Here is a 21839-nt window from a genome sequence, read left to right as displayed (position 1 = left end):
GGTGACCGGCCGCGCTCACCCCGACCAGTCGGCGTCCTGCCGGCCGGGGTTGCGGGGCGCCGGCGGGGCGACGGGGACCTGGAGGCTTCCGTAGCGCTCCATGCGCTGCCAGCGCAGGCGCGATCCCGCGATGGCGGTGAACACGGACTGGATGACGACCAGGTACATCAACTGGCGGTAGACGAACTGCTGGAGCGGCAGGCTCCACAGCGTGCCGGGGTGTTCCTTGTCGAGGCGGAAGGCGTAGAGGCCCATCAGGAGTTGGAGCAGCAGGAAGGCGCTCCACAGGCCCAGGATCCGGAGCGGGTCGAGGAAGATCAGGCCGAAGACCGCGGTGACGTCGACCACGGGGGCGAGCAGCGGCAGCAACACCTGGAACATCAGCAGGTACAGCAGGCCCCGGCGGCCGAGCTTTCCGGCCTGGCCCCGCTGGGTGAGGGCGCCGCGGTGCTTCCACATGGCCTGCAGGGTCCCGTAACACCAGCGGTAGCGCTGCTTCCACAGGGCGCCGAGGGTGGCCGGGGCCTCGGTCCAGGCCTTGGCCCGCTCCTCGTAGACGACGCGCCAGCCGTCACGGCACAGGGCCATGGTGAGGTCGGTGTCCTCGGCGAGGGTGGTGTCGCTGACACCGCCGACGCGCAGGAGGGCCTCGCGGCGGAAGGCTCCCACCGCGCCCGGCACGGTGGGCATGCATTCGGCGAGGTCGAAGAGACGGCGGTCGAGGTTGAAGCCGACGACGTACTCGATGTGCTGCCAGCGGCCCAGCAGTCCACCGCGGTTGACGACCTTGGCATTGCCGGAGACGGCGCCGACGCGGCGGTGGGCGAACGGCTGGATGATCATGCGGACGGCGTCCGGTTCGAAGACGGTGTCGCCGTCGACCATGACGAGCAGGTTGCAGGAGGCCGCGGCGATACCGGTGTTGAGGGCCGCGGGCTTGCCGGCGTTGCGCTGGCGGATGACGCGTACGCCCGGCAGCCGCAGGCGCTCGACGATGTCGGCGGTGCCGTCGGTGGACCCGTCGTCCACGACGATGATCTCCACCGGATGGTCCGAGGCCAGCAGGGACCGGACGGCCGCTTCGATGCCCGCGCTCTCGTTGTAGGCGGGGACGATGATGCTGACCGGTTCGGTGACGGGGGCTCCCCACGGCACCCGGCGCTTGCGCACGTGGCGGCGTGCCGCGGTGAAGACGGCCACGGCGCGCAGCACGCTGATGGCGCCCGCCGCCCACAGCAGCCAGGACAGCGCGCTCAGGATCCAGTCGCCGGCACGCAGGGCGTAGATGAGGGAGACGCCCTGCCACTCGTCCACCGTCGCCGCCCCGTGCGTGGCGGCGGGCAGGCCGGTCGCCTCGGTGACGGTGGTGAGCCGGAAGCCCGCGGCCTTCAGCCGGGGGACGAGGCGTTCGAGGGCGGCGACGGTCTGCGAGCGGTCGCCGCCCGCGTCGTGCAGGAGCAGGATCTGGCCGTCGGTGCCCTCGGGCAGGGAATTGGCCACGATCCGGTCGACGCCGGGGCGGCGCCAGTCCTCGCTGTCCTGGGTGCTGAGGACGGTGAGGTACTCCTCGGTGCCGGCCTGGACGACGGAGTCCCAGGCACTGTCGTTCAGCGCCGCGTTGGTCGAGGAGTAGGGCGGACGCAGCAGGGGGGTGGTGACTCCGGTGGCACCGGCGATGACCAGCTGGCTCTCGCGCAGCTCCAGGGAGCGGCGCCAGGGGGAGGCCGCGCCGAGATCGGTGTGGGTGAAGGTGTGGACCCCGATCTGGTGGCCCTCCTCGACGATCCGGCGCGCCAGGTCGGGGTGGGCGGCGACCTGCGCGCCGACGGTGAAGAAGGTGGCGCGGACGTCGTTGCGCCGCAGGACGTCCAGGACCTGCGGGGTCCAGCGGGGGTCCGGACCGTCGTCGAAGGTCAGGGCGATGGTGCGGGGCTTGACCGCCGCGGTCCGGCCCACGGACCCCTCGATCACCGGGCCGCCCGTCCGGATCTGCTCCGGGACGGTGCCCGACGGACCCGGATCGCGGTGGGCCCCGTCGGCGGTGGAGTCGAACATGTGCGTGGCGTAGCCCTGGAGCAGCAGGGCCGCCGAGAGGGTCAGGACCAGGGTGGTCAGCAGCAGCCAGTGGGTGCGCAGGGGGACGTTGCGCACGGTGCTGTGCCGGCCGCGGGGGAGGCGGCGGTTCTTCGACAAGGGGAGGTGCTTCCTGCTGGTGCTGGTGCTGGTGCGGGGCGGGGCGGGGGTGGGGGCCGGTCACGGGTGAGCGGTCGGTTTGCCGCCCTGGCCGGGCGCGGACGTGGACCGGCCGCGGTTGGTCTGGCCGGGGGACGGGGTGGCCCCGGTGGTGGCGGAGGGGGCCGGGTTCGCGGAAGGCGTGGAGGTGGCGTCCGCCGTGGTCCTCGGAGTGGGGCCGCGGCCGGGACTCGCTGCGGACGGGGCCGCCGGTGCCTGGGTGGCGCCGCTCACGGGGCCGCCGGTGCGCTTCGGGGAGGCGCCGGGGGTCGGGGATGTGCCCGGCGCCTTGGTCTGTGCGGAGTCCGGGGCCTTCGAGACGTGGGGGAGCGGCAGGAGCGGGGAGGAGAGCGTGGGCCCGCCGAAGAGGGAGCTCAGCAGGAGGGCGATGTAGCCGACGGCCGGAACGACGAGCAGCCACCCCAGACGCCGTACGCGGCGCTGCCGCCGGCCCGAGGAGTCGACGAAGACGGGACTCGGGTCGGGGGTGGGGGCGGCCGCCGCCGCAGCAGCAGCGGGTTCGGGGGAGGCTGCGGCCCAGGGGGCGGCGGCTTCGGCGGCGTCCGCGGGCCAGGCTGCGGGGGGTTCGCCGGCGGGGGCGGGCCAGGGAGCGGTGGGTTCGGAGGAGGGCGCGGTCCAGGGAGCGGCGGCCGGTTCGGTAGAGGTCGCGGTCCAGGGAGCGGCGGGGGCTTCGACGGAGGGTGCGGGCCAGGGCGTGGTCGCGGTCGCGGGCGAGGGCCAGGGAGTGGCGGCTTCGGCGGCGTGCGCGGGCCAGGCGGCGGCGGGTTCGCCGGCGGGGGCGGGCCAGGCGGCGGCGGGGGCGGAGGAGGGCGTGGTCCAGGGAGCGGTGGCGGGGTCGGAGGGCGGCGCGGGCGCCGGCCAGGGCGCGGCAGGGGGCACGGGCGCGTACGCGGCGTGCGGATACGGTTCCGGTTCCGCCGTGGAACCCGGTGGTCGGTGCATCGGTGGACAGCCTCTACAGGTGGTGGACGGGACCCGGGCGGAGGTACGTACGGACACGGGGACGACCCGCACTCCGCCGGACCGGATCCCGTCCGGGGTCAGGGGTTCGCCCCCGGGGGGCGCCCGGTCGGGACGTCCCGGCGGGGCGGGGACGGGACGGTGCTCGGGGAGCCCGGCGGACGGGTGCCGGGCCCGTGCTCTCCGGCGCTCGGCCCGGGGGTGACGGGACGCCGGCTCGGATCGGGCTTGCCGGGATGCGTGGGGTTGCCGCCCCGCGGGTTGCGCGTCGGTGTGGCGGCCGGCGCGGAGGCGCTCGGTTCCGGCTCGCCGCTCCGGACGGGAGCGCAGTAGCCCGGAACACCGGACCGGCCCCCCGCAGCGGCGACCAGCGCGGCGAACCGCTGCTCGTCGAGGACCTCTTCGGGGCGGGGGCCAGGGGCGCGGCTGAAGGCCCGGCACAGCTCGGCCAGGTCGGCGGGGACCGCCGCGGACGAGCGCCCGGACGCCGAGGGGGACGGCGCGGCCGCGACCAGGGTGCCGGGCGTGGGGGAGGCGGTCGGGCGGTCGTCCGCGGGGGCGCCGCCGAGGACGGTGGGGAGGTTGCCGGTGCCGGCCGCGACGGCCACACCGCCGAGGGCGGCCGCCAGTACGGCGGCTGCGACCTTCGCGCCGAGGAGCGTCGCCGGGGTGAGCAGCGACCGCCCCGGGGAGGCCGGTACGGGAACGGCCGCGGAATCGGGTGCGGCCGAGGGGGCGAGGCGAGCGGCCCGGAACATGGCGAGGGCTTCCGGCTCGCCGGACAGTTCGCTCTTCCCCGCCGGAGCGGCGGCGGCGGCGAGCAGGTCCGCCAGGGCCTCGTGACGGTCCGGGGTGCCGTGCAAATCCGTCAACTCGGATGTATCGGACGCACCCGGCGTGCCCGAGGCCTGCGACCGGGCGCCGGCGAGCAACTGCTCGGCCGTGGCGCGGTCGATCCGGCGGGATCGGTGGGTGCTCATTTCGTGCCCTTCAGCGTCGGAGCCGTCGTCGGTGTCACTCCTGGGGCAGAAGTTTTTTCGGACGGCCCTGGATCAACCGTTTCGCCCGGTATGCCCCCGCTCTTCGCGACTCCGGCGACTCCGGCGACTCCGGCGACTCCGGCGACTCCGGCGCTCCCCGTGACCTCCGCGCCCCCCGCGCCCTCCGCCCCCTGCTGTTCGAGGAGCTTGGCGAGCTTGCGCAGCCCGCGGTGCGATGCCATCCGTACGGCCCCGGCCCGTTTACCCAGCACCCGTGCGGCGCCTGCCGCGTCCAGGTCCATGACCACCCGCAGGAGCACGGCCTCGGCCTGATCGCGGGGCAGGAGGGAGATCAGGGCGAGCGCCGCACCGGTCCCCATCGTGGTCAGCGCGGCCCCCTCGGTGTCCTCCGCGGCCGGCCGGTCGTGGAGGTACTCGACCGGTACGCTCACGGCCGGCCTGCGGCGACGCCGCCGCAGCAGGTCCATGGCCCGGTTCCGGCCGATCGTCGACACCCAGCCGCGGAACCCGTCGAAGTCCCCGGTGAACGAGCCCAGGTCCCGGGATATCTGGAGCCACGACTCGGAAGCCACGTCCTCCGCGTCCTCGCCGACCAGGACGGTCAGGTAGCGCAGGAGTACGGGCTGCACCGCGCGGAACAGCGCCTGGAAGGCCGCCTCGTCCCCCTGTTGCGCCGCCTGGACGGCGTCCGTCATGTCTCCCGGGGCGCCCTGGGTCCAGGGGGCACCCCGGGTCCCCGGTATGTCCGCTCCGCTGTCGGCTCCGCCGAACTCCTCCGCACTGTGCACGCGGGACATCATGCGCCACCGGGGCCCGAGGGCTCACCCCGGCCGACGTCCGGGCCGTCGCCCGGCTGCCGTACCGGCCGTCGCACCAGCCGTCGTCGCGGCCGTCGTCGCGCGGAGCCCCCGCAGCTCAGTTGCTTCGCTCCGGGGCTGGTCAAACGCGGGCATGTTGAGCAAAGATCGCGTCCGCACCTCACCGCGCACGTTCTTCCGGCACCACACGTCCCTCACAGGAGGATGTCCATGCCCCGCCGTACCTCCCGCGGCCGTACCGCTGCCGTGATCGCGTCCCTGACCCTGCTCGGCCTGGCCGTACCGGCCGCGGCCGAGGCCTCGGCGCCCGCGCCCGGCCTGCCCCAGGGCCGCGTCTTCATGGTCAACCCCGTTCAGTCCACCGGTGACCAGACGCTCGTCGACGCCAAGGACTCGGCCGGCGCCGTACCCGACTCCGCCTACGCCTCGGTCGCGCTCCGCAACCTGGACGGCAGTGGCGGCCTTTCCGGCCGGTGGGCGTACATCCGGTCGGAGACCGGCGCACCCGCGGCCGCCGCGGACGCCGCCCGCTACACCCGCGCCGACGACCAGTTCGAGCAGGTCATGGCCTACTTCTGGGTCAACGAGGCGCAGGAGTACCTGCAAGGCCTCGGCTTCGGCAGCGAACTGCCCGGGGTCAACGACCGCCCCCAGTCCGTCCGCATCAACCAGTGGGGCGCCGACAACTCCTTCTTCACCGACAAGAAGCCCGAGATCCGCTTCGGCAAGGGCGGCGTCGACGACGCCGAGGACGCGGAGGTCATCGTCCACGAGTACGGGCACGCGGTGCACCACGCGCAGGTCCCCGGCTTCGGCACCTCCCCGGAGGCCGGGTCGATAGGCGAGGCCTTCGGCGACTACCTGGCCGTCTCGGTCGGCGACCACGCCGCCGCCACCCGCGGCTGGCCGCGCGGGACGGACCCCGCGTGCGTGGCCGACTGGGACTCGGTCGGCTACAGCGCGGCCCCGCACTGCCTGCGCCGCATCGACGGGACCAAGGTCTACGCGGACCGCACCGGCGAGGTGCACGCGGACGGCGAGATCTGGTCCCGCGCCCTCCTCGACATCCGCGGGGCCCTGGGCGCGAGGACGGCCGACCGCATCATCGTCAACGCACAGTTCGACTTCGCCCCCGACACCAGCTTCCGGGACGCGGCGCTCGCCACGATCGCCACCGCCCGCAGCATGTACGGCGCGAGCGCCGCGGACGCGGTCCGAACGGCGTTCAAGGCCCGCCAGATCCCCGGCATCGACTAGAGGGTCTCGGGGAACCGCGCCCCGGGTACCGCCTCGCCCCGTGCCGCTCCCGGCGCGGGGCGACCCGGCTCACCGTGAGGCTTCGTAGGCCTCACGGATGGCCGCGGGGACGCGGCCCCGGCTGCGCCGATGGCAGCCCGGCTCCCCGGGCCGCCGAGGCCGGCGGACACGTCGGGGGCGTGCTGCTCGATCCAGGCGGTCACCCGGCGCCAGGCCTGCCGTACGTCTTCTGCTTCGGGCATGGAACGGGCCCTATACCGGGGTGGGTTCGACGGAGGACCAGCCCTTGGCGGTCGGGGTGAAGACGATGCCGCCCACCACCAGGAAGCCGGACGGGCCGTCCGTCCCGGGGCGGACGCCGCCCGGGACGGTGAACCGGGCCGTCTGCTTGCGGGAGGCCAGGTCGATGACCACGCCCGAGGTGCGGCACCGTACGTACGCCAGCCCGTCGGTCACCACCACCGCGTTCGCGGCCTCCGGGCGCTCCGGGTCGGTGCACTCCTTCGCCAGCGGAATCCGCCACACGGCGCCGCCGGACTCCTGGTTGAGCTCCATGAAGCCCGGTTCGCCGCCCGAGGCGGTCGCCATCAGGTACACCTTGTCGCCGGCCGCGGCGGGCCCGGACAGGGTGGTTCCGGCGTACGGCAGGTCGGCGCTCCGCTGCTGGGACGGCTCGCCGCGCAGTACGCCCGCCCCGTTCTCCTTGCTGCACAGGAAGACGGTCGCCTCGTACAAGTCCCTGGCCAGCGTCAGTCCGCGGGTCTCGCAGGTCCCGGGCATCGCGAAGCGGGTGCCGTCCTGGGGGGTCCCGAACGGCTGCTTCTTGCCCGTGGCCCCGTCGAGGGCGGTCACGAAGGTCTGGAACCCCATGTCGGCCTTCTGGGTGCGCCCTTGTACGTACACCCGGTCCCCGTCGACCCGCAGCGCCGGGTAGCCGTCCTCGGAGCCCGACACCTCCTGCTGCCACAGGAGCTTCCCGTACCGGGTCTCCAGGGCGGTGACCGTGCCGGACGCGGAGACCGCGAACACCCGGCTGCCGGCCTGGTCCAGGACCGCCCGCTTCAGCTTCTCCTTGGTGGGGAACTCCCAGCGGGGGATGCCCTCGTCGAGGTCCAGCGCGGTGAACCCCTTGCTGCCGGGCACGATCACCGTGTGGGTTCCCGCGGCCGTTCCGGGGACCACCAGCGGGGCCTGCCCGTCCACGACGTCCTCCAGCAGCTGCCCCCACAGCATCTCGCCGGTCGCCGCGTCGAAGCGGCTGAGGCCGTCGCCCGAAGAGCCCCTGTCGGTGCACACCAGCGAGGAGTCCGCGTACACGCAGGCACCCATGTCCGCCCCGCCGTCCCAGGCCTTCCACCCGGCCGGGCGCCGGGCGGGGGAGTCCGCGTAGGCGCGGCTGCCGCCCGGGCTGCCGCCTTCGGTGGCCAGGTACGGGGCGAGGGTCCCGGTGGCCGTCGGCCGGGAGGGCGTACGCGTGGCGGCGCCGGAGGAGCCGGGGGTCACGGAGGGCCCGGTGGACGACGCGGGGGCCTTGGTGTCGTCCCGAGTACCGCCGACCCGCGGGGCGAACCCCAGGAAGTAGCCGCCGCCGACCAGCAGCGAAGCCACGAGCACCCCGGTGAGCAGGGTGCGTCTGCGCGGCCCGGACATCCGCCGGGGCCGCAGGCCCGCCAGGTCCCCGGCGGGGCCGGTCGGCGGCCCCGACGGCCGGGTGGGCAGTCCTTCGACGTCCTCGGCCCCGTCCGCCCCTTCCCGGGACGGGGCGGTCGGGCCCGCAGGGCCCCCGGTGCCGTCCGCGTCTGCCCGTGGGTCCGCATGCGCGCCGGCACCGGCCGTCGGCTCCGCTCCGGCGCCGGCCCGCGAGCCGGTCCAGGTCCCGGCTCCGAGGGGTTTACGGTCCTCCCCGCCCGGGTCCCCGTCCTCGCGGAGCGGGTTCTCCCAGTCGGCCGCCGGGATCCGCGCCAGCGCGGCCAACAGCTCGTCCGGTCCCGGCCGGGCGGCCGCCTCCTTGGCCAGGCACGCCCCGACCACGGCCCGTAGCGAATCGGCCAGCCCCGCGATGTCCGGGGCCTCCGAGACCACGCGGTAGGCCGTCATGTAGTGGGACTCCGCGTCGAAGGGCCCCCGCCCGGTCGCCGCGAACGCCAGCACCGACCCCAGCGAGAACACGTCCGAGGAGGCCCGCACCCGCGCCGGAGCCGACAGCTGCTCCGGCGACATGTACGGCGGAGTCCCCAGGATCTGCCCCGTCGAGGTCAGCGTCTGCTGGCCCGCCGCCCGGGAGATCCCGAAGTCGATGACCCGCGGCCCGTCGTCGGTCAGCATGACGTTGTTGGGCTTCAGGTCGCGGTGGATCACCCCGGTGGTGTGCAGCTCGCGCAGCGCCTCCACCAGCCCCAGCGCGAGCACGCGCAGCGCGCTGCCGCGCAGCGGCCCGTCCGACTTCACCCGCGCGCCCAGGGTCCACCCCGGCACCAGTTGGGTGGCCATCCAGGGCCGCTCCGCGTCCGGGTCGGCATCCACCACCGCGGCGGTGAAGGCCCCGCTCACCCGCCGGGCGGCCGCCACCTCCTGCCGGAACCGGGTCCGGAACTCCGGGTCGTCCGCGAACTGCTGGTGCACCAGCTTCACCGCGACGAGCCGCCCCGAAGCGGCCCGCCCCGAGTACACCGTCCCCATCCCGCCGGAACCCAGCCGGGCGATCAGGACATACCCGCCGATCGCGCGCGGATCCCCGTCCCGCAGTGTCATGTCCCGCCCCGCCCACCCGAGTACGTCCGTCGGCGGCACCCTATCCCGGACCTGCGCCGTCACGAGGCGAAGGCCACGGGCCCCCGCCGAACCGCGGGCGTCACGCCGAGCGCAGAGCGTCCGTCGGGGAGGCCCGGGCGGCCCGCAGCGCCGGATAGAGCCCGGCGAGCGCGGCCACCACCACCGAGACCGAGGGTCCGGCGACCAGGGTGTGGAGCGGGATGGCCGCCGGCCAGCCCTGGACCAGTGCGTAGCCGTACACGGTGAGGCCGCCGAGGACCAGTCCGCCCATCCCGCCGATGAAGCCCATCAGCACGGCCTCCAGCAGGAACTGCGCCGAGATCTGGCCGCCCCGGGCACCCAGGGCGCGGCGCAGCCCGATCTCGCCGCGGCGTTCCATCACGCCGACGACCATGGTGTTGGCGATTCCGACGCCGCCCACCAGCAACGCCACGCCGGCCAGGGCGAGTACGAGTGCGGTGAGGCTGTTCTCCGTCTCGGTGCGGGCCAGGAGGAGGTCGGAGGGCCGGCTCACCGCGACCATGGTCGGGCTGCCGGGGTTCGCACTGGCCGCGGCCACCGACTGGACCTGGGGCACGCGTTCGGAGTACGACCGCAGGTAGACGGTCGCGGCGCTCCCGTCGGCCCCCAGGTGGGCGACCGCCCGGGGCCAGCCGACCAGGGCCGCGGTGCCCAGTTCCGGGGCGAGTTCGTTCGGGGCGAGGATGCCGAGGACCTGGTACCACTGTCCGCCCAGCCACACCCGCTCGCCCGGTCCGGTGACGCCGAGGCGCTGAGCGGCCTGGCCGCCGAGGACGGTCACCGGGAGGTTCTCGCTCGCGGCGTCCAGCCACCGGCCGCCGTGCAGTTCGGCGCGCAGCACCTCCAGCAGGTTGAGGCGCGCGGCCAGCACGGTCAGGCTGCCGGTCTGCTGCACCGGCACCAGGTCGTTGCGGTACACCTGGGCCTTGGTGGCCCCGGTGGCGGTGGTCCGCTGCACGGGTGCGATGGCGGAGAGCATCTTCTCCGCGGTGAGCGGGAGCGGCACCGGCTGCTGGTCGGGCCCCTTGCCGGGGGCCACGGTGATCAGGTTGGAGCCGAGCTGGTCCAGCCGTGCCAGCAGGTGCTGCTGGTTGGAGTTCGAGATGCCGGTGACCGCGACCACGGCGGCGATGCCCAGCGAGATGCCGAGCGCGGACAGTGCGGTACGCATGGTGCGGGTACGCGGCCCGATCATGCCCAGGCGCAGCAGGTCCATGGGGCGCAGCCGGGTACGAGGTGCCTTCATCGGACGGCCCTTCATCGGCCGGCTGTCCACCATGCGGCTGTCCACCATGCGGCTCTCCACCGTGCGGCCCTTCATCGACGGGCTCCCGCAGGCTCCGGGAGACGTTCGTCGAACTCGATGCGGCCGTCCTGGATGCCGACCCGCCGGGGGAACGAGGAGGCCAGCGCACGGTCGTGAGTGATGACCACCACCGTGGTGCCGTCCGCGTTCAGGGTGCGCAGCAGCTCGACCACGGAGGCGCCGGAAACACTGTCCAGTGCTCCGGTGGGCTCGTCGGCGAGCAGCAGCGCCGGGCGGCCGATCAGCGCGCGGGCGATCGCCACGCGCTGCTTCTCGCCGCCGGAGAGCTGGTCGGGACGGTGGTCCAGCCGGTGCCCGAGACCCACGGACCGCAGCGCTTCGACGGCCCGGGCGCGCCGCTCGGAGACCGGCGACCCTGCGTACAGCAACCCGGTCGCGACGTTCTCGACGGTGGTGAGTCCGGACAGCAGGAAGAACTGCTGGAACACGAAACCGATCCGGTGCGCCCGCAGCGCGGCCAGCTCCCGGTCGGACAGACCGGCCAGATCGCGGCCCTCGAAGCGGAGCCGGCCCGAGGTGGCGCGGTCGAGCGAGCCGAGCAGGGCGAGGAGGGTGGACTTGCCGGAGCCGGACGGCCCGACGACGGCGAGGAGTTCACCGGCTTCGACGGTGAGGTCGATGTCGTGCAGGATACGCAGCGGGGGCGCGCCGGGCGCGCCCGGATACTCCTTGACGACGGCGGACAACTCCAGGACGGGTGCGGCGTTCGCCGCCGGGGGAGCCGTCACTTGGGGACCACCACGTGCGCGCCGGGCCGCACGTCGCCGGTGATCTGCGCCTTGGCGTCGGCGATCAGGCCGAGCCGGACCTTGACCAGCCGTGGGGTGGGTCCGTCGGAGACCCGCACGCCGTAGCCGCCGCCGTCCAGGGCGAGCAGCGCGGTGACCGGAACGATGAGCGCGTGCTCGGCGGTGTCGCCCACCACGGCGACGGTCACGGCGGACTGCCCCGCCCGTCGGGCCTGGTCCTGGCCGTCCAGCACGATCGTCACGGTGGTCCTGGCTCCACCCGGGCCCTCGCCGGAGCCGCCGCCCGGTCCGCCGGACCCGTCCTCCCCGCCGGAGCCGGAGCCGGAGCCGCGGATCAGCGAACGGATGTGTCCCTCGACGGCGGAGCCGTCGGCCAGCTTGATCCGGACCCGCCCGTCCGGCTTGAACCGGGAGAGCTGGTTCTCGGCGGGCTTCGCGGTGACCACGAGGTCCTCGCGGGTGACGGTCATGACCGGGGAACCGCCCAGGGCCGCGCCGAGCTGCGCGCCGACCTGCTGCACGCGTACGGACTCCTGCGGCAGCATGGTCACGGAGCCCAGGGGTACCGAGCCGGTCTCCTTCAGACCCAGGGACTTCTGCCAGCGCTTCACGGCGGTGGCGGTGTCCGGGGTGAACCTCCGGTCGGCGGTCAGGCCGAGTCCCTTGGCGTGGCCGAGCCGGAGCAGGTTGCGCTCGAGCTGCTCCACGTCGGGGCCGGCGGGAACACCAGGGCCCAGGTCGCGCCACATCGGGCGGTCGCCGACCATCAGCACCACCGGCTGTCCGTCCACCTCGTAGAGCTTCTGCCCGGTCCTGACGACGGCGCCGACGGCCGGGAGCCCCGTGAGGGTGCCCCTGCCGGAAGCGACGACGGGGGTGGGCGCGTCGTACACGAGCGAGCCGGTGAGCTGGATGCTGCTGGACAGCGAGCCCTGTTCCACCGGGGCGAGGCCGTACTCCACGCCCTCCCGCTCGGTCCCCCCGGTGCCGCGGTCCCACGGGCGGGCGACGGCGGCGGTCCCGGCCCCGGCCACCACGGCGACCAGCAGCAGCGGGACGAGCACCCTGCGGCGCTTCTTCCCGCCCGTCCGGCCGCCCTCCTCGGCGAGGGGTCCTACGGGTCCTGCGGGTGCTTCGGGTGCTTCGGTTCCTGTGGGTTCCACGGTGCGGGTCACGCTCACTCACCGATCCGGTAGCCGGGCAGCGGGAACCGGGCTTCGCAGGCACTCGAAGCGGCATCCCACTTGGCCGCGTCGAACAGGGCGCGCGGGACGACGACCGTGCCCTCCTCGGGGTCCGGGTCCGGCATGTCGGGGTAGCCGTTCTTGCGCGCGCATTCGACCCACTTGCGGGCCATCTCCGTGAACTTGGCGCTGTCGGCCCGCTGGACCTGGTGGATGCCCGGCACCTTCTCGTCGCACAGCCGGGCGGCCGTCTCGTACCCGGACGGCATGCCGGAGTCCGTGCTCGCCGCCGGGAAGCCGATGTTGCCGTCCTTGTCCTGCTCGACGCTCGTCTGCCCCTGCTTGTGCATGCAGTCCACCCAGGCCCGGCGGACCGCGTTGTCGTCCTGCGGCTTGACCTGCCCCCCGCCCCCGCCCCCGGCGACCTCGGGCGCCGGGGTGGCTGCCGAGCAGCCGGCCAGGGCCAGGACCGCCGCCGCCGAGGCCGCGGAGGCCGCGGCGGGCAGTGCGCGCAGGCTCCGTAGACCTCGTACGGACCGTTCGCGTATCGCGGCGGATGAGCTTCGCATGTCCCACACTCCCTGTGGCGTTGCCGGTGAACGCCCAAGTTCTACGGTCCGCGCGGTGAGCCACCGGTGATCGCGCGCCTAACCACCGGCTAACCCGCCTGCGGGCAGGCTGGTCCCCGGCGCCGGCCCGCGGGGAAGCGGCGGCACGGGCGAACGGAGCGGGACGCGATGCGGGTGCTGATTGTCGAAGACGAGCGGGAACTGGCGGTGATGCTCGCCGAGGGGCTCCACGACGAGGGGATGCTCTGCGACCTCGCCCACGACGGCCTGGAGGCGCTGCGTCGGACCGGCGAGGCCGACTACGACGTGGTGATCCTGGACCGGGACCTGCCCGGACTGGGCGGCGATGCCGTGTGCCGCGCGCTCGTCGCGATGGGCCATCCCGCCCGGATCCTGATGCTCACCGCCGCGGACACCCTGTCCGACCTCGTCGACGGCCTCGGGCAGGGCGCCGACGACTACATGACCAAGCCCTTCTCCTACCTGGAGCTCGTCGCCCGGCTGCGCGCGCTCGGCCGCCGCTCCGCGGCCGGCCGGGCCGACGTCGTGCTCAGCCGGCACGGAATCAGCCTCGACACGGTGCGCCGCGTCGCCGAACGCGACGGCCGCCCGCTGCACCTGACGCCGAAGGAACTGGGCGTCCTGGAACTGCTGCTGGCCGCGGACGGCGCCCCGGTCACCACCGAGGAACTGCGGGAGCGGCTGTGGGACACGGGGCTCGACCCGGCCACCACGGCGGTCCGGGTCACCGTGCACGCGCTGCGCCGCAAGATCGGCGACCCGCCGCTCATCGTGCACGACACCGGCTACGGATACCGGCTGTGAGCCGCCCCGGCCCCGGCCGCCTGCCCCTGCGCGGCCGGCTGACCCTGGTGACCACGGCCGTCTTCGCCGTACTCGGCTGCGGGGTGCTGGCGCTGAACTGGCTCAGCTCGCGCCAGCTCATCGAAGCCAACCGAGACCTCATCACGCGGGCCGCCGCCGGGACCCCGGAGCCACCGCTCCCCGACCCGGCGCCCGCCGACCTGCCCCCGGGCTCCACCGAGGCCGTGCTCACGACCCCGGCCCGGGCCTTCGACCACTTCCAGAACGCCATCCTGGGCGACCTGCTGACCCGCTCCGTGCTGCTGCTCACCGTCTTCACGGCGCTCGCCGCCCTGCTGGCCTGGTGGGCGGGCAACCGCTCCCTGCGCCGGCTCCACCAGGTGACCGCGGCCGCACGGCGGATCAGCACCGGCAGCAGCCTGGACGAGCGGCTCGCGCTGGACGGTCCGTACGACGAGATCCGCGAACTCGGCGACACCTTCGACGCCATGCTGGACCGGCTCGACCGCAGCTTCACGGCCCAGCGCAGCTTCACCGCGCACGCCTCGCACGAGCTGCGCACCCCGCTGACCGTACTGCGCACCGCGCTGGAGATTCCCCTGGCCCGGGGCCGGGTCCCGGACGACCTGCGGCCCTCGGTCCTGCGCGCGCTGGACGCCAACGCACGGATCGAGCGGCTGATCACGGCCCTGCTGACCCTGGCGCGCGCGGAGACCGCCGCGCTGGCGCTGCGGCCGGCGGACCTGGCGGACGCCGCCCGGGCAGCGGCGCAGGAGCTGGCCGAGGAGGCCGGTGACTGCGGGGTCCGGGTCACGCTCGACGTGGCGCCCGCGCCGCTGGACGGGGATCCCGCACTGCTCCGGCAGATCGCGCTCAACCTGCTGGCCAACGCGGTACGCCACAACCACCGCGACGGCACCGCCGTGATCACGACCGGGGCCGCGGGTGCCGCGGTGTTCCTGGAGGTCTCCAACACCGGCCCCGTCCTGCCGCCGGAGGAGGTTCCCGCCCTGTTCGCGCCGTTCCACCGGGGCCGGGGCCGGGAGCGCGGCAGTGGGTTCGGGCTCGGGCTCGCCGTGGTCCAGGCGATCACCGCCACGCACCACGGCGAGGTCGTGGCCACGCCCCGCGCGGGCGGGGGACTCACGGTCCGCGTCCTGCTACCCGGCCGCAACGGCGGCGCGGACCGATCGGGTTGATCCGGCCGAGCGCGTCAGACCTCGCGGTGTCTGATGTTGATGACCGCCGCCCTGGCCATCACCACGGGGTTCAGGAACCGCCCGGGGCCGATCAGGCGGGACGCGAACCGGTGCATGTGCCGCGCCATCCGCGCATCGCGGGCCGCCGCCGAGAACACGAGCTCCTCCACGGGGTTGAACGGACGGGCCTTGGCGAAGTCGATGGCCAGCTGCTGGTGACCGCGAAGCCGCCACTGGTGCCGCTGCTTGTACCGCCAGAGGGACCTGTCGAGGCTGCCCCGCCCGGTCAGGGCCGGGGCGACCGCTTCGGCCAGCCACTGCGCGGACTGCAGGGCCCACCCGCACCCCACGCCCCACAGGGGGTCGCCGGTGAGGGCGGCGTCGCCGATGAGCGCGATGCCGGGTGCGGTCGGCTTGCGGCTGAGGAGGGGGTAGTCGACCGTGCCGATGATCTTCGAAACGCGCTCGGCGGAGTCGATGGGCGGGGCTTCGGGCAGGGCGCGGACGAACGCGGAGAAGCTGCCCTCCAGGTCCTCCCGGAAGGCCGGGAGCCGCTTCTTGTCCGGGAGCACGGCGAGGACCGTCACCCCGTCGTCGTTCGGGAACGCGTAGGCCATGTCGGGTTCGAGGAACCAGGTCTGGCCGATGCCGTCGGGCAGCGGGAGGTTGCGGTAGTGGGCGAGGTAGCCGAAGCGCGTGTTCTCGTGCTTCCAGGTGCGCATCCCGGCGAGCTCCGCGACGGACGAGTCCTTGCCGTCGGCGCCGACCACCAGGCGGGCCCGGACCTCGCGTTCGCCGTGCGGGGTCGACGCGCGGACCCCGACGGTGCGCCCGGCTTCCCGGACCACCCCGGTCACGCGGTGGCCGGGCAGCAGGTCGACGCCGGGGGTCTGCTCCGCGCGGGACCTGATCAACGGGTCGAGGGTGCTGCGCCGGACGTTGTACCCGTGGGGCAACTCGGGCCCGCCCGGAGCCGACTTCGGCTCGATCCATCCCCAACGGGTGTACCAGCGGGCCGTGTTGTGCAGGGCTCCCGTCTCCTCCAGGGCGGGTACGAGGCCGAGCTCGTCCAGCACCGGGTGGGCGTTGGCGGTGATGGAGTGGGTGCACAGCACCTTGTACGCCTCGGGGTCCGAGCGGCGTTCCAGCAGTGCGACGCGGACGCCGCGCCGGGCGAGCAGGATCGCCGCGGCGCTGCCTGCGAGGCCGGCTCCGCTGATGGCCACGTCGTAGTCGTGTTCCGTGCTCTCAGGGCTGGGCATGCGCTGATCGCCCCCTTCGGGGTGGGGTGCCGCTGGCGGGAGTGGGTGTGGTGCGGCCTCCACTGGTGTCATGCTCATGAAGACTTGTCAAGATCGCGCCGACCGCGGAGTCCGGGCCGGCCCGGACTCCGCGGAGCCTGACCTCAGTCGTCCAGCTCCAGGCGGTGGACGCCGCCCTGGTCGACGCCGGCGAAGAGGTACCGGCCGTCGGGCGAGGCCGCCAGGGACAGCACGTCCTTGTTCGGCATCGAGCGGGAGATGTTGTGCCAGCTCATCCCGCCGTCGGTGGAGCGCAGTACGCCGCGCCCGCCGGTGGGGGTGAAGTCCATCCAGCGGGTGTTGGTGCCCGCGTAGAGGGTGTCGCCGACCCGGAGGAGGTCGGAGACGCTGATCCGCAGGGCGCCGGTGTCGGCCTTGGTGAAGGTCTTGCCGCCGTCCTTGCTGACCCGGATCGCCTGGCCGCCCGTGACCATGGCGCCCGCCGTGAACTCGATGGCGTGCACCTCGGCTTCGGACACCCGCGTCATGGTGGCCCCGAAGTCGTCCGAGTAGGACAGCCCCCACCAGCCGCCGAACCAGATCCGCCCCGGCTTGCCGGGATCGGCCACGATGGTGTCGTAGTAGCGGCCCTGGTCGAAGGTCTTCCAGTGGGCGCCGCCGTCGGTCGTGGTGGAGAGCCCGGCCGTGCTGGATCCCTTGTACGAGACCATCATCCGGTCCGGGTTCACGGGGTCGACCAGGAACGCCGTCCCGTTCGCCTCGCGCCGGGCGACGTCCGACCAGGTCCGGCCGGCGTCCGTGGTCTTCTGCAGCACCAGGTCGTACAGGTAATTGACCAGCTGCCAACCGGACTTCGGGTCGGCCGCGGACGGCTGGAAACCGACGACACCGGTACCCGTCGTGCCCTCGCGCTCCGCCGCACCCCACTCGGGGCTCGCGGCGGGCACCGTGGTGCGGTAGGTGCCGACCGAGGTCCCGGCGAGGAGCTGGTCCCCGAAGGTCGCCAGCGCCGGCACGGACTCGCCCTGGACGCCGATCCGCCGGTAGCCGCCCTCCCGGGTGGAGCGGAAGAGGCCCGCGGCGCCGGAGCCGATCGTGTGGGAACCGTCGGCCCAGCGGTCGTAGTCGTAGACCACCGAACCCGGCACCGGCTGCGCCGCCGTGGTCCACGTACGGCCGCCGTCGCGGCTCAGGGCGCCGTTGCCGGTCAGGTCGTCCTGGTAGATGTCGCCGCCGGAGACGTCGACCAGACCGCTGAAGGTGCGGCTGGTCTTCTCCACGCTGCGCCCGCCGTCACGGCTCACGTACAGGCCCGAGTTCTGGCCCTGCACCTTGATGGCGAGCAGGGAGCCGTCGGCGTCGAAGCCGCCGAGGATCTGCACGCGCGGCGTGGCCTGGAAGACCTTCTGCGCGGGCTTGGGGGAGCCGGTGACGAAGTCGCGGATCACCCAGATCGCCTGGCCGGCCCAGAGGTACAGGTCGTCCCCGCCGATCACGCTCTTGGCGACGTACCCGGTGATCCCCGTGAGGTCGACCGGCGTCCAGGTGGCACCCCGGTCCCGGCTGACGAACCGCTCGCCGGTGTAGTCGGACGTGGCGAGGAGTACGCGCGTGCGTGCGTCGGCGCTCAGCGCGGTGATCGGGACCGGCGGACCGGCCATCCGCTCCCAGCTGCGGCCGCTGTCCTCGGTGCGCATCAGCGCGCCGCCCTGCGGGAACGCGGAGGGGTGCGCGCTGACCACGGCCTCCCACCAGCGGCTCGGATCGCGGGAGTCGATGACCAGGGAGGGCTCGGTCAGCGCGTTGCTGACCGGGGTGTGGCCGCGCTGCTGCCAGTTCTTGCCGCCGTCGGTGGTGAGCCAGGCGCCCGGGCGGGTGCCCAGGGTCATCACGGCCTGCTCCGGTGCGCCCGGGGCCAACTGGGTGGTGCCCACCGCGCTGTTGGGGCCGGCGGCCTTCCAGTTCCTGGCCTTGGAAGCCGTGAGGGTCACCTCGAAGGCGCCCGTACCGTACTGGCGCACCGCGGCGGACGTGCCGGACGCGGCGGAGGTGGTGGTGGCGCGGGCGGTCATCGTGTGGACGCCCGAGCCGAGCCCGGTGAAATCGGCCCGGTAGTAGGACGGGTCCGAGGTGGGCGCCGTCGCCTTGGTGTAGGCCTTGCCCTTGGGCGGGGTGACCGTCAGTACCGGCGGGCCGGTGAGGGGCGTCGGGCTGTAGACGTACACGGTGGTGGAGCCGTCGTTGGACGGGTCCTCGGCCGGGTCCACGTACAGCGGGATCGCCGCCATGAGGTACGGGACGGTGAGCGCCCGGCCCTCCCCGGGGGTGAGGGTGACGCGGCCGCTCAGGTAGTTGGTGGCGTAGTCCGTGATGTCCGGCCGGTCGCGCTCGACGGTCAGCGTGACCTTCGCGGTGCCGCCCGCCGGGATCTCGACGTGGTCCGGCGTGACGGTGGCGGGGCCGGTGACGGTCACCTTGCCGCCGACCGGCGCGCTGCCGGTGTTGTGGAAGGTGACCTCGCGGCTGCCGGTGACCTCTCGCTGGTCCATGTGGGCCAGGCCGAAGGAGACGGTGGCGGGGGAGGCGTACAGCCCGGTCCGGGCCGCCGCGGCGGTGTCGAGCCGGCCGCTGCCCTGCGCCTGCAGGTCGGGGCCGTCGAGCGGCTTGGCGGAACCGATCACCTCGGCGCGCAGCCGGTCCGCGGGGCGGTCCGGGTGCAGCTGGCGCAGCAGCGCCGCGGAGCCCGCGGCGAGCGGCGAGGCCATCGAGGTGCCGGACATCCGCCGGTAGCCCGTGGGCTCGATGCCGCGGGGGACCGTGGAGAGGATCTCCACGCCGGGGGCGACGATCTCGGGCTTCAGGCCGAGCCGTTCGGAGTCCGGACCGCGCGAGGAGAACGAGGCCATCTCGTCGGTGGAGTCGCGGCCGCCGAGCACCAGCTCGCCGCCCGCCTCGGCCAGCGAGGCGAGCCGCTGCCCCGTCTCGTGGTCCACGCCGGTCACCACCAGCCGGTCCAGGCGCAGGGAGTCGCCGGACTCCGCGGGCGTGGCGCCGAGCAGCACCTCGCTCCGGGCGGCGGCCCCGGTGCGGGCGGGTGCCTGCTCGCGCTGCGGCTGGAGCGGGTTCGCGCGGCTCTTGCCGCCGAACACGACCGGGCCGCCGCCCCCGCCGCCGACGCCGCCCACCAGGGCGGCGGCGCCCCGGCGTTCGGCCTCGCGCCAGGTCTCCAGCTCCTCGGGCCACACGTCGTACGGGTTCACGGCCGGCGGGATCGCGTACAGCACGACCTTGCCGCCGACGTCGCCCGCCTTCGCCCACTCCTCCGCGGTGCCCATGCCGATGCTGACGACCCCGGCGGTCACCGGCGCGGCCGGCGGGTTCGCGGATCGTCCGCCGCGGTAGCTCTGCAGGGTGTCGCCCGCCACCGTGAGCACGGGCAGCCGGATCCCGCTGGTGGAGGCGCCGACGGCGATGACGCCGGGAGCGGCGGCCGGGGAGCCGACGGTCCAGTAGCCGGGACCGGAGTTGCCGGCCGCGGCGAAGACCAGGGCGCCGGCGTCCACGGCCGCGGACGCGGCCCGGGAGAGCGGGTCGCTCGCGGTGCCCGCGGCGTTGCCGAGACTCATGTTGATGATGTCGGCGCGGTGCGGATTGGCCGGGTCCACCGCCGCCTCGATGGCCGCGATGATGCCCGAGTCGTCGCCGCTGCCGTTCGCGCCGAGCACCTTGTACGCGAGCAGTTCGGCGTCCGGCGCGGCGCCGGTGACGCCTGTGGCGGCGGCCGCCCTGCCCGCGACGATGCCCGCGACATGGGTGCCGTGGCCGTTGTCGTCCATGGGGTTGGCATCGTTGTCAACGAAGTCCCAGCCACCGACGACCTTGTGGCCCTCACCGAAGCCGCCGCCCAGATCGGGGTGGGTGTAGTCGACCCCGGTGTCGATCACGGCGACCGTGACGCCCTTGCCGGTGACCTTGACGCCTTCGGGATCCTCCTGGGCCCACAGGGCCGGATTGCCCACGACCCTGTTGGCATCGGTGTCCAGGGCGCGCGAGGTGCCGGCGGGGCTGACGGATTTCACGCCCGGCAGCTTCCGCAGCTTCGCCAGGTCGTCGGCGCCGACGGTCATGGCCACGGCGTTGAGCAGCAGCGTGTGCCGGCGTACGGACCGGGCGTTGATGCCGGCGCCCTTCGCCCCGGCCAGGAACGCGTCGTGCCTGCCGGTCAGGTTCTTGCGGGCGGCCGTCACCTCGGCGGCCTTCGCGTTCCTGGCGTTCTCGGCGGAGCCGGCCGCGGCTTCCAGCCCCGCGGCGCCCTCGAACTCGACGATGACCCGTTGCGCGGCGCGGCTCGCGGGATCGGGATCGGAATCGGGGGCGGCTACGGCCGGCGGGACCGAGGCGAGCAGTCCGCCGAGCACCGCGGCCACCAGGCCCATGTGCGCAGTTCTTCGGTGTGAGTGACCCATAGGCGGTACCTAATGCGGCCCGGTCCGGATAGGGCAACGATTCCCTGTGGCCCATTGCTGCCGCTGGCACAGGTGGGCCACGATGACCCGCATGTCCCAGGAACTGGCAGCCGTCGGGATCGACGCCTTCGACGAACAGGTCTACCGCGCGCTGCTCGCCCGGCAGGCGGCCGCGCCCGCCGAGCTGGCGGGCGAGCTCGGCGCGTCCGCGGACCGGGTGGCACGGGCCCTCGACCGGATGCACGACCGAGGGCTGGTCGGGCGGCTGTCCGGCCCCCGGCGGCGCTATGCGGCCATCGACCCGCAGCATGCCGTGGAGGCGCTGATCCAGGAGCGCACCGTGGAACTGGGCCGGGTACGGTCGGCCGCGGGCGAGCTGGCCGGACTCTTCGAGGCAGCCCGGCGCGGCGACGCCAAGGAGGTCGAGATCGTCTCCGGCCGGGAGGCGCTGGGCCGTTGGTTCGTACGGCTCCAGCAGGAGGCGAAGCAGCAGGTCCGCACCCTGGACCGGCCGCCCTACGCCCTGACCACCGCCAACCCGGTGGAGGAGACGGCGATGCGCGGCGGGCTGACGTACCGCGCGGTGTACGCCCCGGAGGCGCTGGAATGGCCGGGCGTACTGGACGACATCCGGCGGCTGGTGGCCCAGGGGGAGCAGGCGCGGGTGCTGCCCGGCCTGCGCATCAAGCTGGCGATCGCGGACGACGCGCTGGCACTGATGCCCCTGTCGCTGGACCTGACGGACGTACGGGCGGCGGTGATCCGCCCGTCCTCCCTGCTCGACGCGCTGACGGACTACTGGCGGCTGTGCTGGACCCTGGCGACCCCGCTGCTCGCCCCGCCGGAGCCGGCGGGCCCCGGCGAGGAGTCCGCGGAGCCCGGCGAGGAGGACCGGCTGTTGCTCGCCCTGCTGGTCAGCGGCTTGAAGGACGAGGCGATAGCCCGCCAGCTGGGCTGGTCGGTACGGACCATGCGCCGCCGCATGAGCCGCCTGCACGACCAACTGGGCGCGGCGAACCGCTTCCAGGCGGGAGCGATCGCGGCACGGCGGGGCTGGATCTGACCGCCCCGGGCTCGGGGGCGTCGTCTGCGTGCCCGCCGTAGTCGGAGTCGGAGTCGGAGTCGTAGTGCGGCCTCGGCGCCGGCGCCCGAAATCACGTTGGTGGCGCCGGGAAC

The 21839-nt window shown here is 74.3% G+C and carries 15 protein-coding genes; 4 read left to right on the top strand and 11 right to left on the bottom strand.

Translation table 11 applies throughout. From position 1 onward, the window contains the following. Nucleotides 1-15: 15 nt before the first annotated feature. The 4 genes from ACODT5_RS11370 to ACODT5_RS11355 form a co-directional block, all read right to left on the bottom strand. On the bottom strand, nucleotides 16-2193 hold the full coding sequence (locus tag ACODT5_RS11370; protein ID WP_422519044.1) for a bifunctional polysaccharide deacetylase/glycosyltransferase family 2 protein: 2178 nt from the start codon (nucleotides 2191-2193) through the stop codon (nucleotides 16-18). A 60-nt stretch (nucleotides 2194-2253) separates the two neighbouring features. Then, nucleotides 2254-3195, bottom strand: coding sequence for a hypothetical protein (locus ACODT5_RS11365; RefSeq protein ID WP_422519043.1), 942 nt, complete (start codon nucleotides 3193-3195; stop codon nucleotides 2254-2256). A 98-nt stretch (nucleotides 3196-3293) separates the two neighbouring features. Beyond that, entirely contained in the window at nucleotides 3294-4193 is a 900-nt protein-coding gene (locus ACODT5_RS11360) for a hypothetical protein (protein ID WP_422519042.1), read from the bottom strand. Next, nucleotides 4190-5011, bottom strand: a complete 822-nt coding sequence (locus ACODT5_RS11355; protein ID WP_422519628.1) for an RNA polymerase sigma factor — start codon at nucleotides 5009-5011, stop codon at nucleotides 4190-4192. Before ACODT5_RS11355 ends, ACODT5_RS11360 begins: the two co-directional genes overlap by 4 nt. A gap of 231 nt (nucleotides 5012-5242) precedes the next feature. Between ACODT5_RS11355 and ACODT5_RS11350 the strand changes: the two genes are divergently transcribed. Next, nucleotides 5243-6289 (top strand): M4 family metallopeptidase, encoded by a 1047-nt coding sequence (locus ACODT5_RS11350; protein ID WP_422519041.1) that lies wholly within the window; start codon nucleotides 5243-5245, stop codon nucleotides 6287-6289. Between the two features lie 252 nt (nucleotides 6290-6541). Here the strand turns inward: ACODT5_RS11350 and ACODT5_RS11345 are convergent, their stop codons facing one another. The 5 genes from ACODT5_RS11345 to ACODT5_RS11325 all read right to left on the bottom strand — a co-directional run bounded on the left by ACODT5_RS11345 (nucleotide 6542) and on the right by ACODT5_RS11325 (nucleotide 12911). Further along, nucleotides 6542-9040: a protein kinase domain-containing protein gene (locus tag ACODT5_RS11345; RefSeq protein WP_422519040.1), complete on the bottom strand. Its 2499-nt coding sequence runs from the start codon at nucleotides 9038-9040 to the stop codon at nucleotides 6542-6544. A 100-nt stretch (nucleotides 9041-9140) separates the two neighbouring features. Then, nucleotides 9141-10403 (bottom strand): ABC transporter permease, encoded by a 1263-nt coding sequence (locus tag ACODT5_RS11340; protein ID WP_422519039.1) that lies wholly within the window; start codon nucleotides 10401-10403, stop codon nucleotides 9141-9143. After that, nucleotides 10400-11137, bottom strand: a complete 738-nt coding sequence (locus ACODT5_RS11335; RefSeq protein WP_422519038.1) for an ABC transporter ATP-binding protein — start codon at nucleotides 11135-11137, stop codon at nucleotides 10400-10402. The genes ACODT5_RS11340 and ACODT5_RS11335 overlap by 4 nt, the downstream gene beginning before the upstream one ends. Continuing rightward, complete coding sequence (locus ACODT5_RS11330; protein ID WP_422519037.1) at nucleotides 11134-12333, bottom strand: peptidoglycan-binding protein; 1200 nt, start codon at nucleotides 12331-12333, stop codon at nucleotides 11134-11136. The genes ACODT5_RS11335 and ACODT5_RS11330 overlap by 4 nt, the downstream gene beginning before the upstream one ends. A 2-nt stretch (nucleotides 12334-12335) precedes the next feature. Then, nucleotides 12336-12911, bottom strand: a complete 576-nt coding sequence (locus ACODT5_RS11325) for a hypothetical protein (protein ID WP_422519036.1) — start codon at nucleotides 12909-12911, stop codon at nucleotides 12336-12338. 168 nt (nucleotides 12912-13079) lie between these two features. On the opposite strand from ACODT5_RS11325, the gene ACODT5_RS11320 reads away from it, so the two are divergent. Further along, nucleotides 13080-13736 carry a response regulator transcription factor gene (locus ACODT5_RS11320; RefSeq protein WP_422519035.1) on the top strand — a complete coding sequence of 219 codons (657 nt, stop codon included), beginning with the start codon at nucleotides 13080-13082 and terminating at the stop codon, nucleotides 13734-13736. Next, the gene (locus tag ACODT5_RS11315; protein ID WP_422519034.1) at nucleotides 13733-14935 is read left to right on the top strand and encodes a sensor histidine kinase; all 1203 of its coding nucleotides are present in this window, start codon (nucleotides 13733-13735) and stop codon (nucleotides 14933-14935) included. The genes ACODT5_RS11320 and ACODT5_RS11315 overlap by 4 nt, the downstream gene beginning before the upstream one ends. 14 nt (nucleotides 14936-14949) lie before the next feature. On the opposite strand, the gene ACODT5_RS11310 is transcribed toward ACODT5_RS11315, so the two are convergent. Together ACODT5_RS11310 and ACODT5_RS11305 are read right to left on the bottom strand one after the other, a co-directional pair. After that, nucleotides 14950-16197 carry an NAD(P)/FAD-dependent oxidoreductase gene (locus tag ACODT5_RS11310; RefSeq protein ID WP_422519033.1) on the bottom strand — a complete coding sequence of 416 codons (1248 nt, stop codon included), beginning with the start codon at nucleotides 16195-16197 and terminating at the stop codon, nucleotides 14950-14952. Between the two features lie 143 nt (nucleotides 16198-16340). Next, nucleotides 16341-20633 (bottom strand): S8 family serine peptidase, encoded by a 4293-nt coding sequence (locus ACODT5_RS11305; protein WP_422519032.1) that lies wholly within the window; start codon nucleotides 20631-20633, stop codon nucleotides 16341-16343. Between the two features lie 112 nt (nucleotides 20634-20745). Between ACODT5_RS11305 and ACODT5_RS11300 the strand changes: the two genes are divergently transcribed. Further along, nucleotides 20746-21726 carry a helix-turn-helix domain-containing protein gene (locus ACODT5_RS11300; protein ID WP_422519031.1) on the top strand — a complete coding sequence of 327 codons (981 nt, stop codon included), beginning with the start codon at nucleotides 20746-20748 and terminating at the stop codon, nucleotides 21724-21726. The last annotated feature ends 113 nt before the right edge of the window (nucleotides 21727-21839 follow it).

This window comes from Streptomyces tatrensis, from assembly GCF_049310065.1.
Classification (GTDB): domain Bacteria; phylum Actinomycetota; class Actinomycetes; order Streptomycetales; family Streptomycetaceae; genus Streptomyces.
This window is presented reverse-complemented; position numbering and strand designations above follow the sequence as displayed.

Excerpts from the sequence above, each read along its gene's own strand:
- ACODT5_RS11345 (WP_422519040.1), bottom strand. The coding sequence starts at position 9,040 with ATGACACTGCGGGACGGGGATCCGCGCGCGATCGGCGGGTATGTCCTG.
- ACODT5_RS11300 (WP_422519031.1), top strand. The coding sequence starts at position 20,746 with ATGACCCGCATGTCCCAGGAACTGGCAGCCGTCGGGATCGACGCCTTC.
- ACODT5_RS11340 (WP_422519039.1), bottom strand. The coding sequence starts at position 10,403 with ATGAAGGGCCGCACGGTGGAGAGCCGCATGGTGGACAGCCGCATGGTG.
- ACODT5_RS11310 (WP_422519033.1), bottom strand. The coding sequence starts at position 16,197 with ATGCCCAGCCCTGAGAGCACGGAACACGACTACGACGTGGCCATCAGC.
- ACODT5_RS11305 (WP_422519032.1), bottom strand. The coding sequence starts at position 20,633 with ATGGGCCTGGTGGCCGCGGTGCTCGGCGGACTGCTCGCCTCGGTCCCG.
- ACODT5_RS11360 (WP_422519042.1), bottom strand. The coding sequence starts at position 4,193 with ATGAGCACCCACCGATCCCGCCGGATCGACCGCGCCACGGCCGAGCAG.
- ACODT5_RS11365 (WP_422519043.1), bottom strand. The coding sequence starts at position 3,195 with ATGCACCGACCACCGGGTTCCACGGCGGAACCGGAACCGTATCCGCAC.
- ACODT5_RS11320 (WP_422519035.1), top strand. The coding sequence starts at position 13,080 with ATGCGGGTGCTGATTGTCGAAGACGAGCGGGAACTGGCGGTGATGCTC.
- ACODT5_RS11350 (WP_422519041.1), top strand. The coding sequence starts at position 5,243 with ATGCCCCGCCGTACCTCCCGCGGCCGTACCGCTGCCGTGATCGCGTCC.
- ACODT5_RS11355 (WP_422519628.1), bottom strand. The coding sequence starts at position 5,011 with ATGTCCCGCGTGCACAGTGCGGAGGAGTTCGGCGGAGCCGACAGCGGA.
- ACODT5_RS11325 (WP_422519036.1), bottom strand. The coding sequence starts at position 12,911 with ATGCGAAGCTCATCCGCCGCGATACGCGAACGGTCCGTACGAGGTCTA.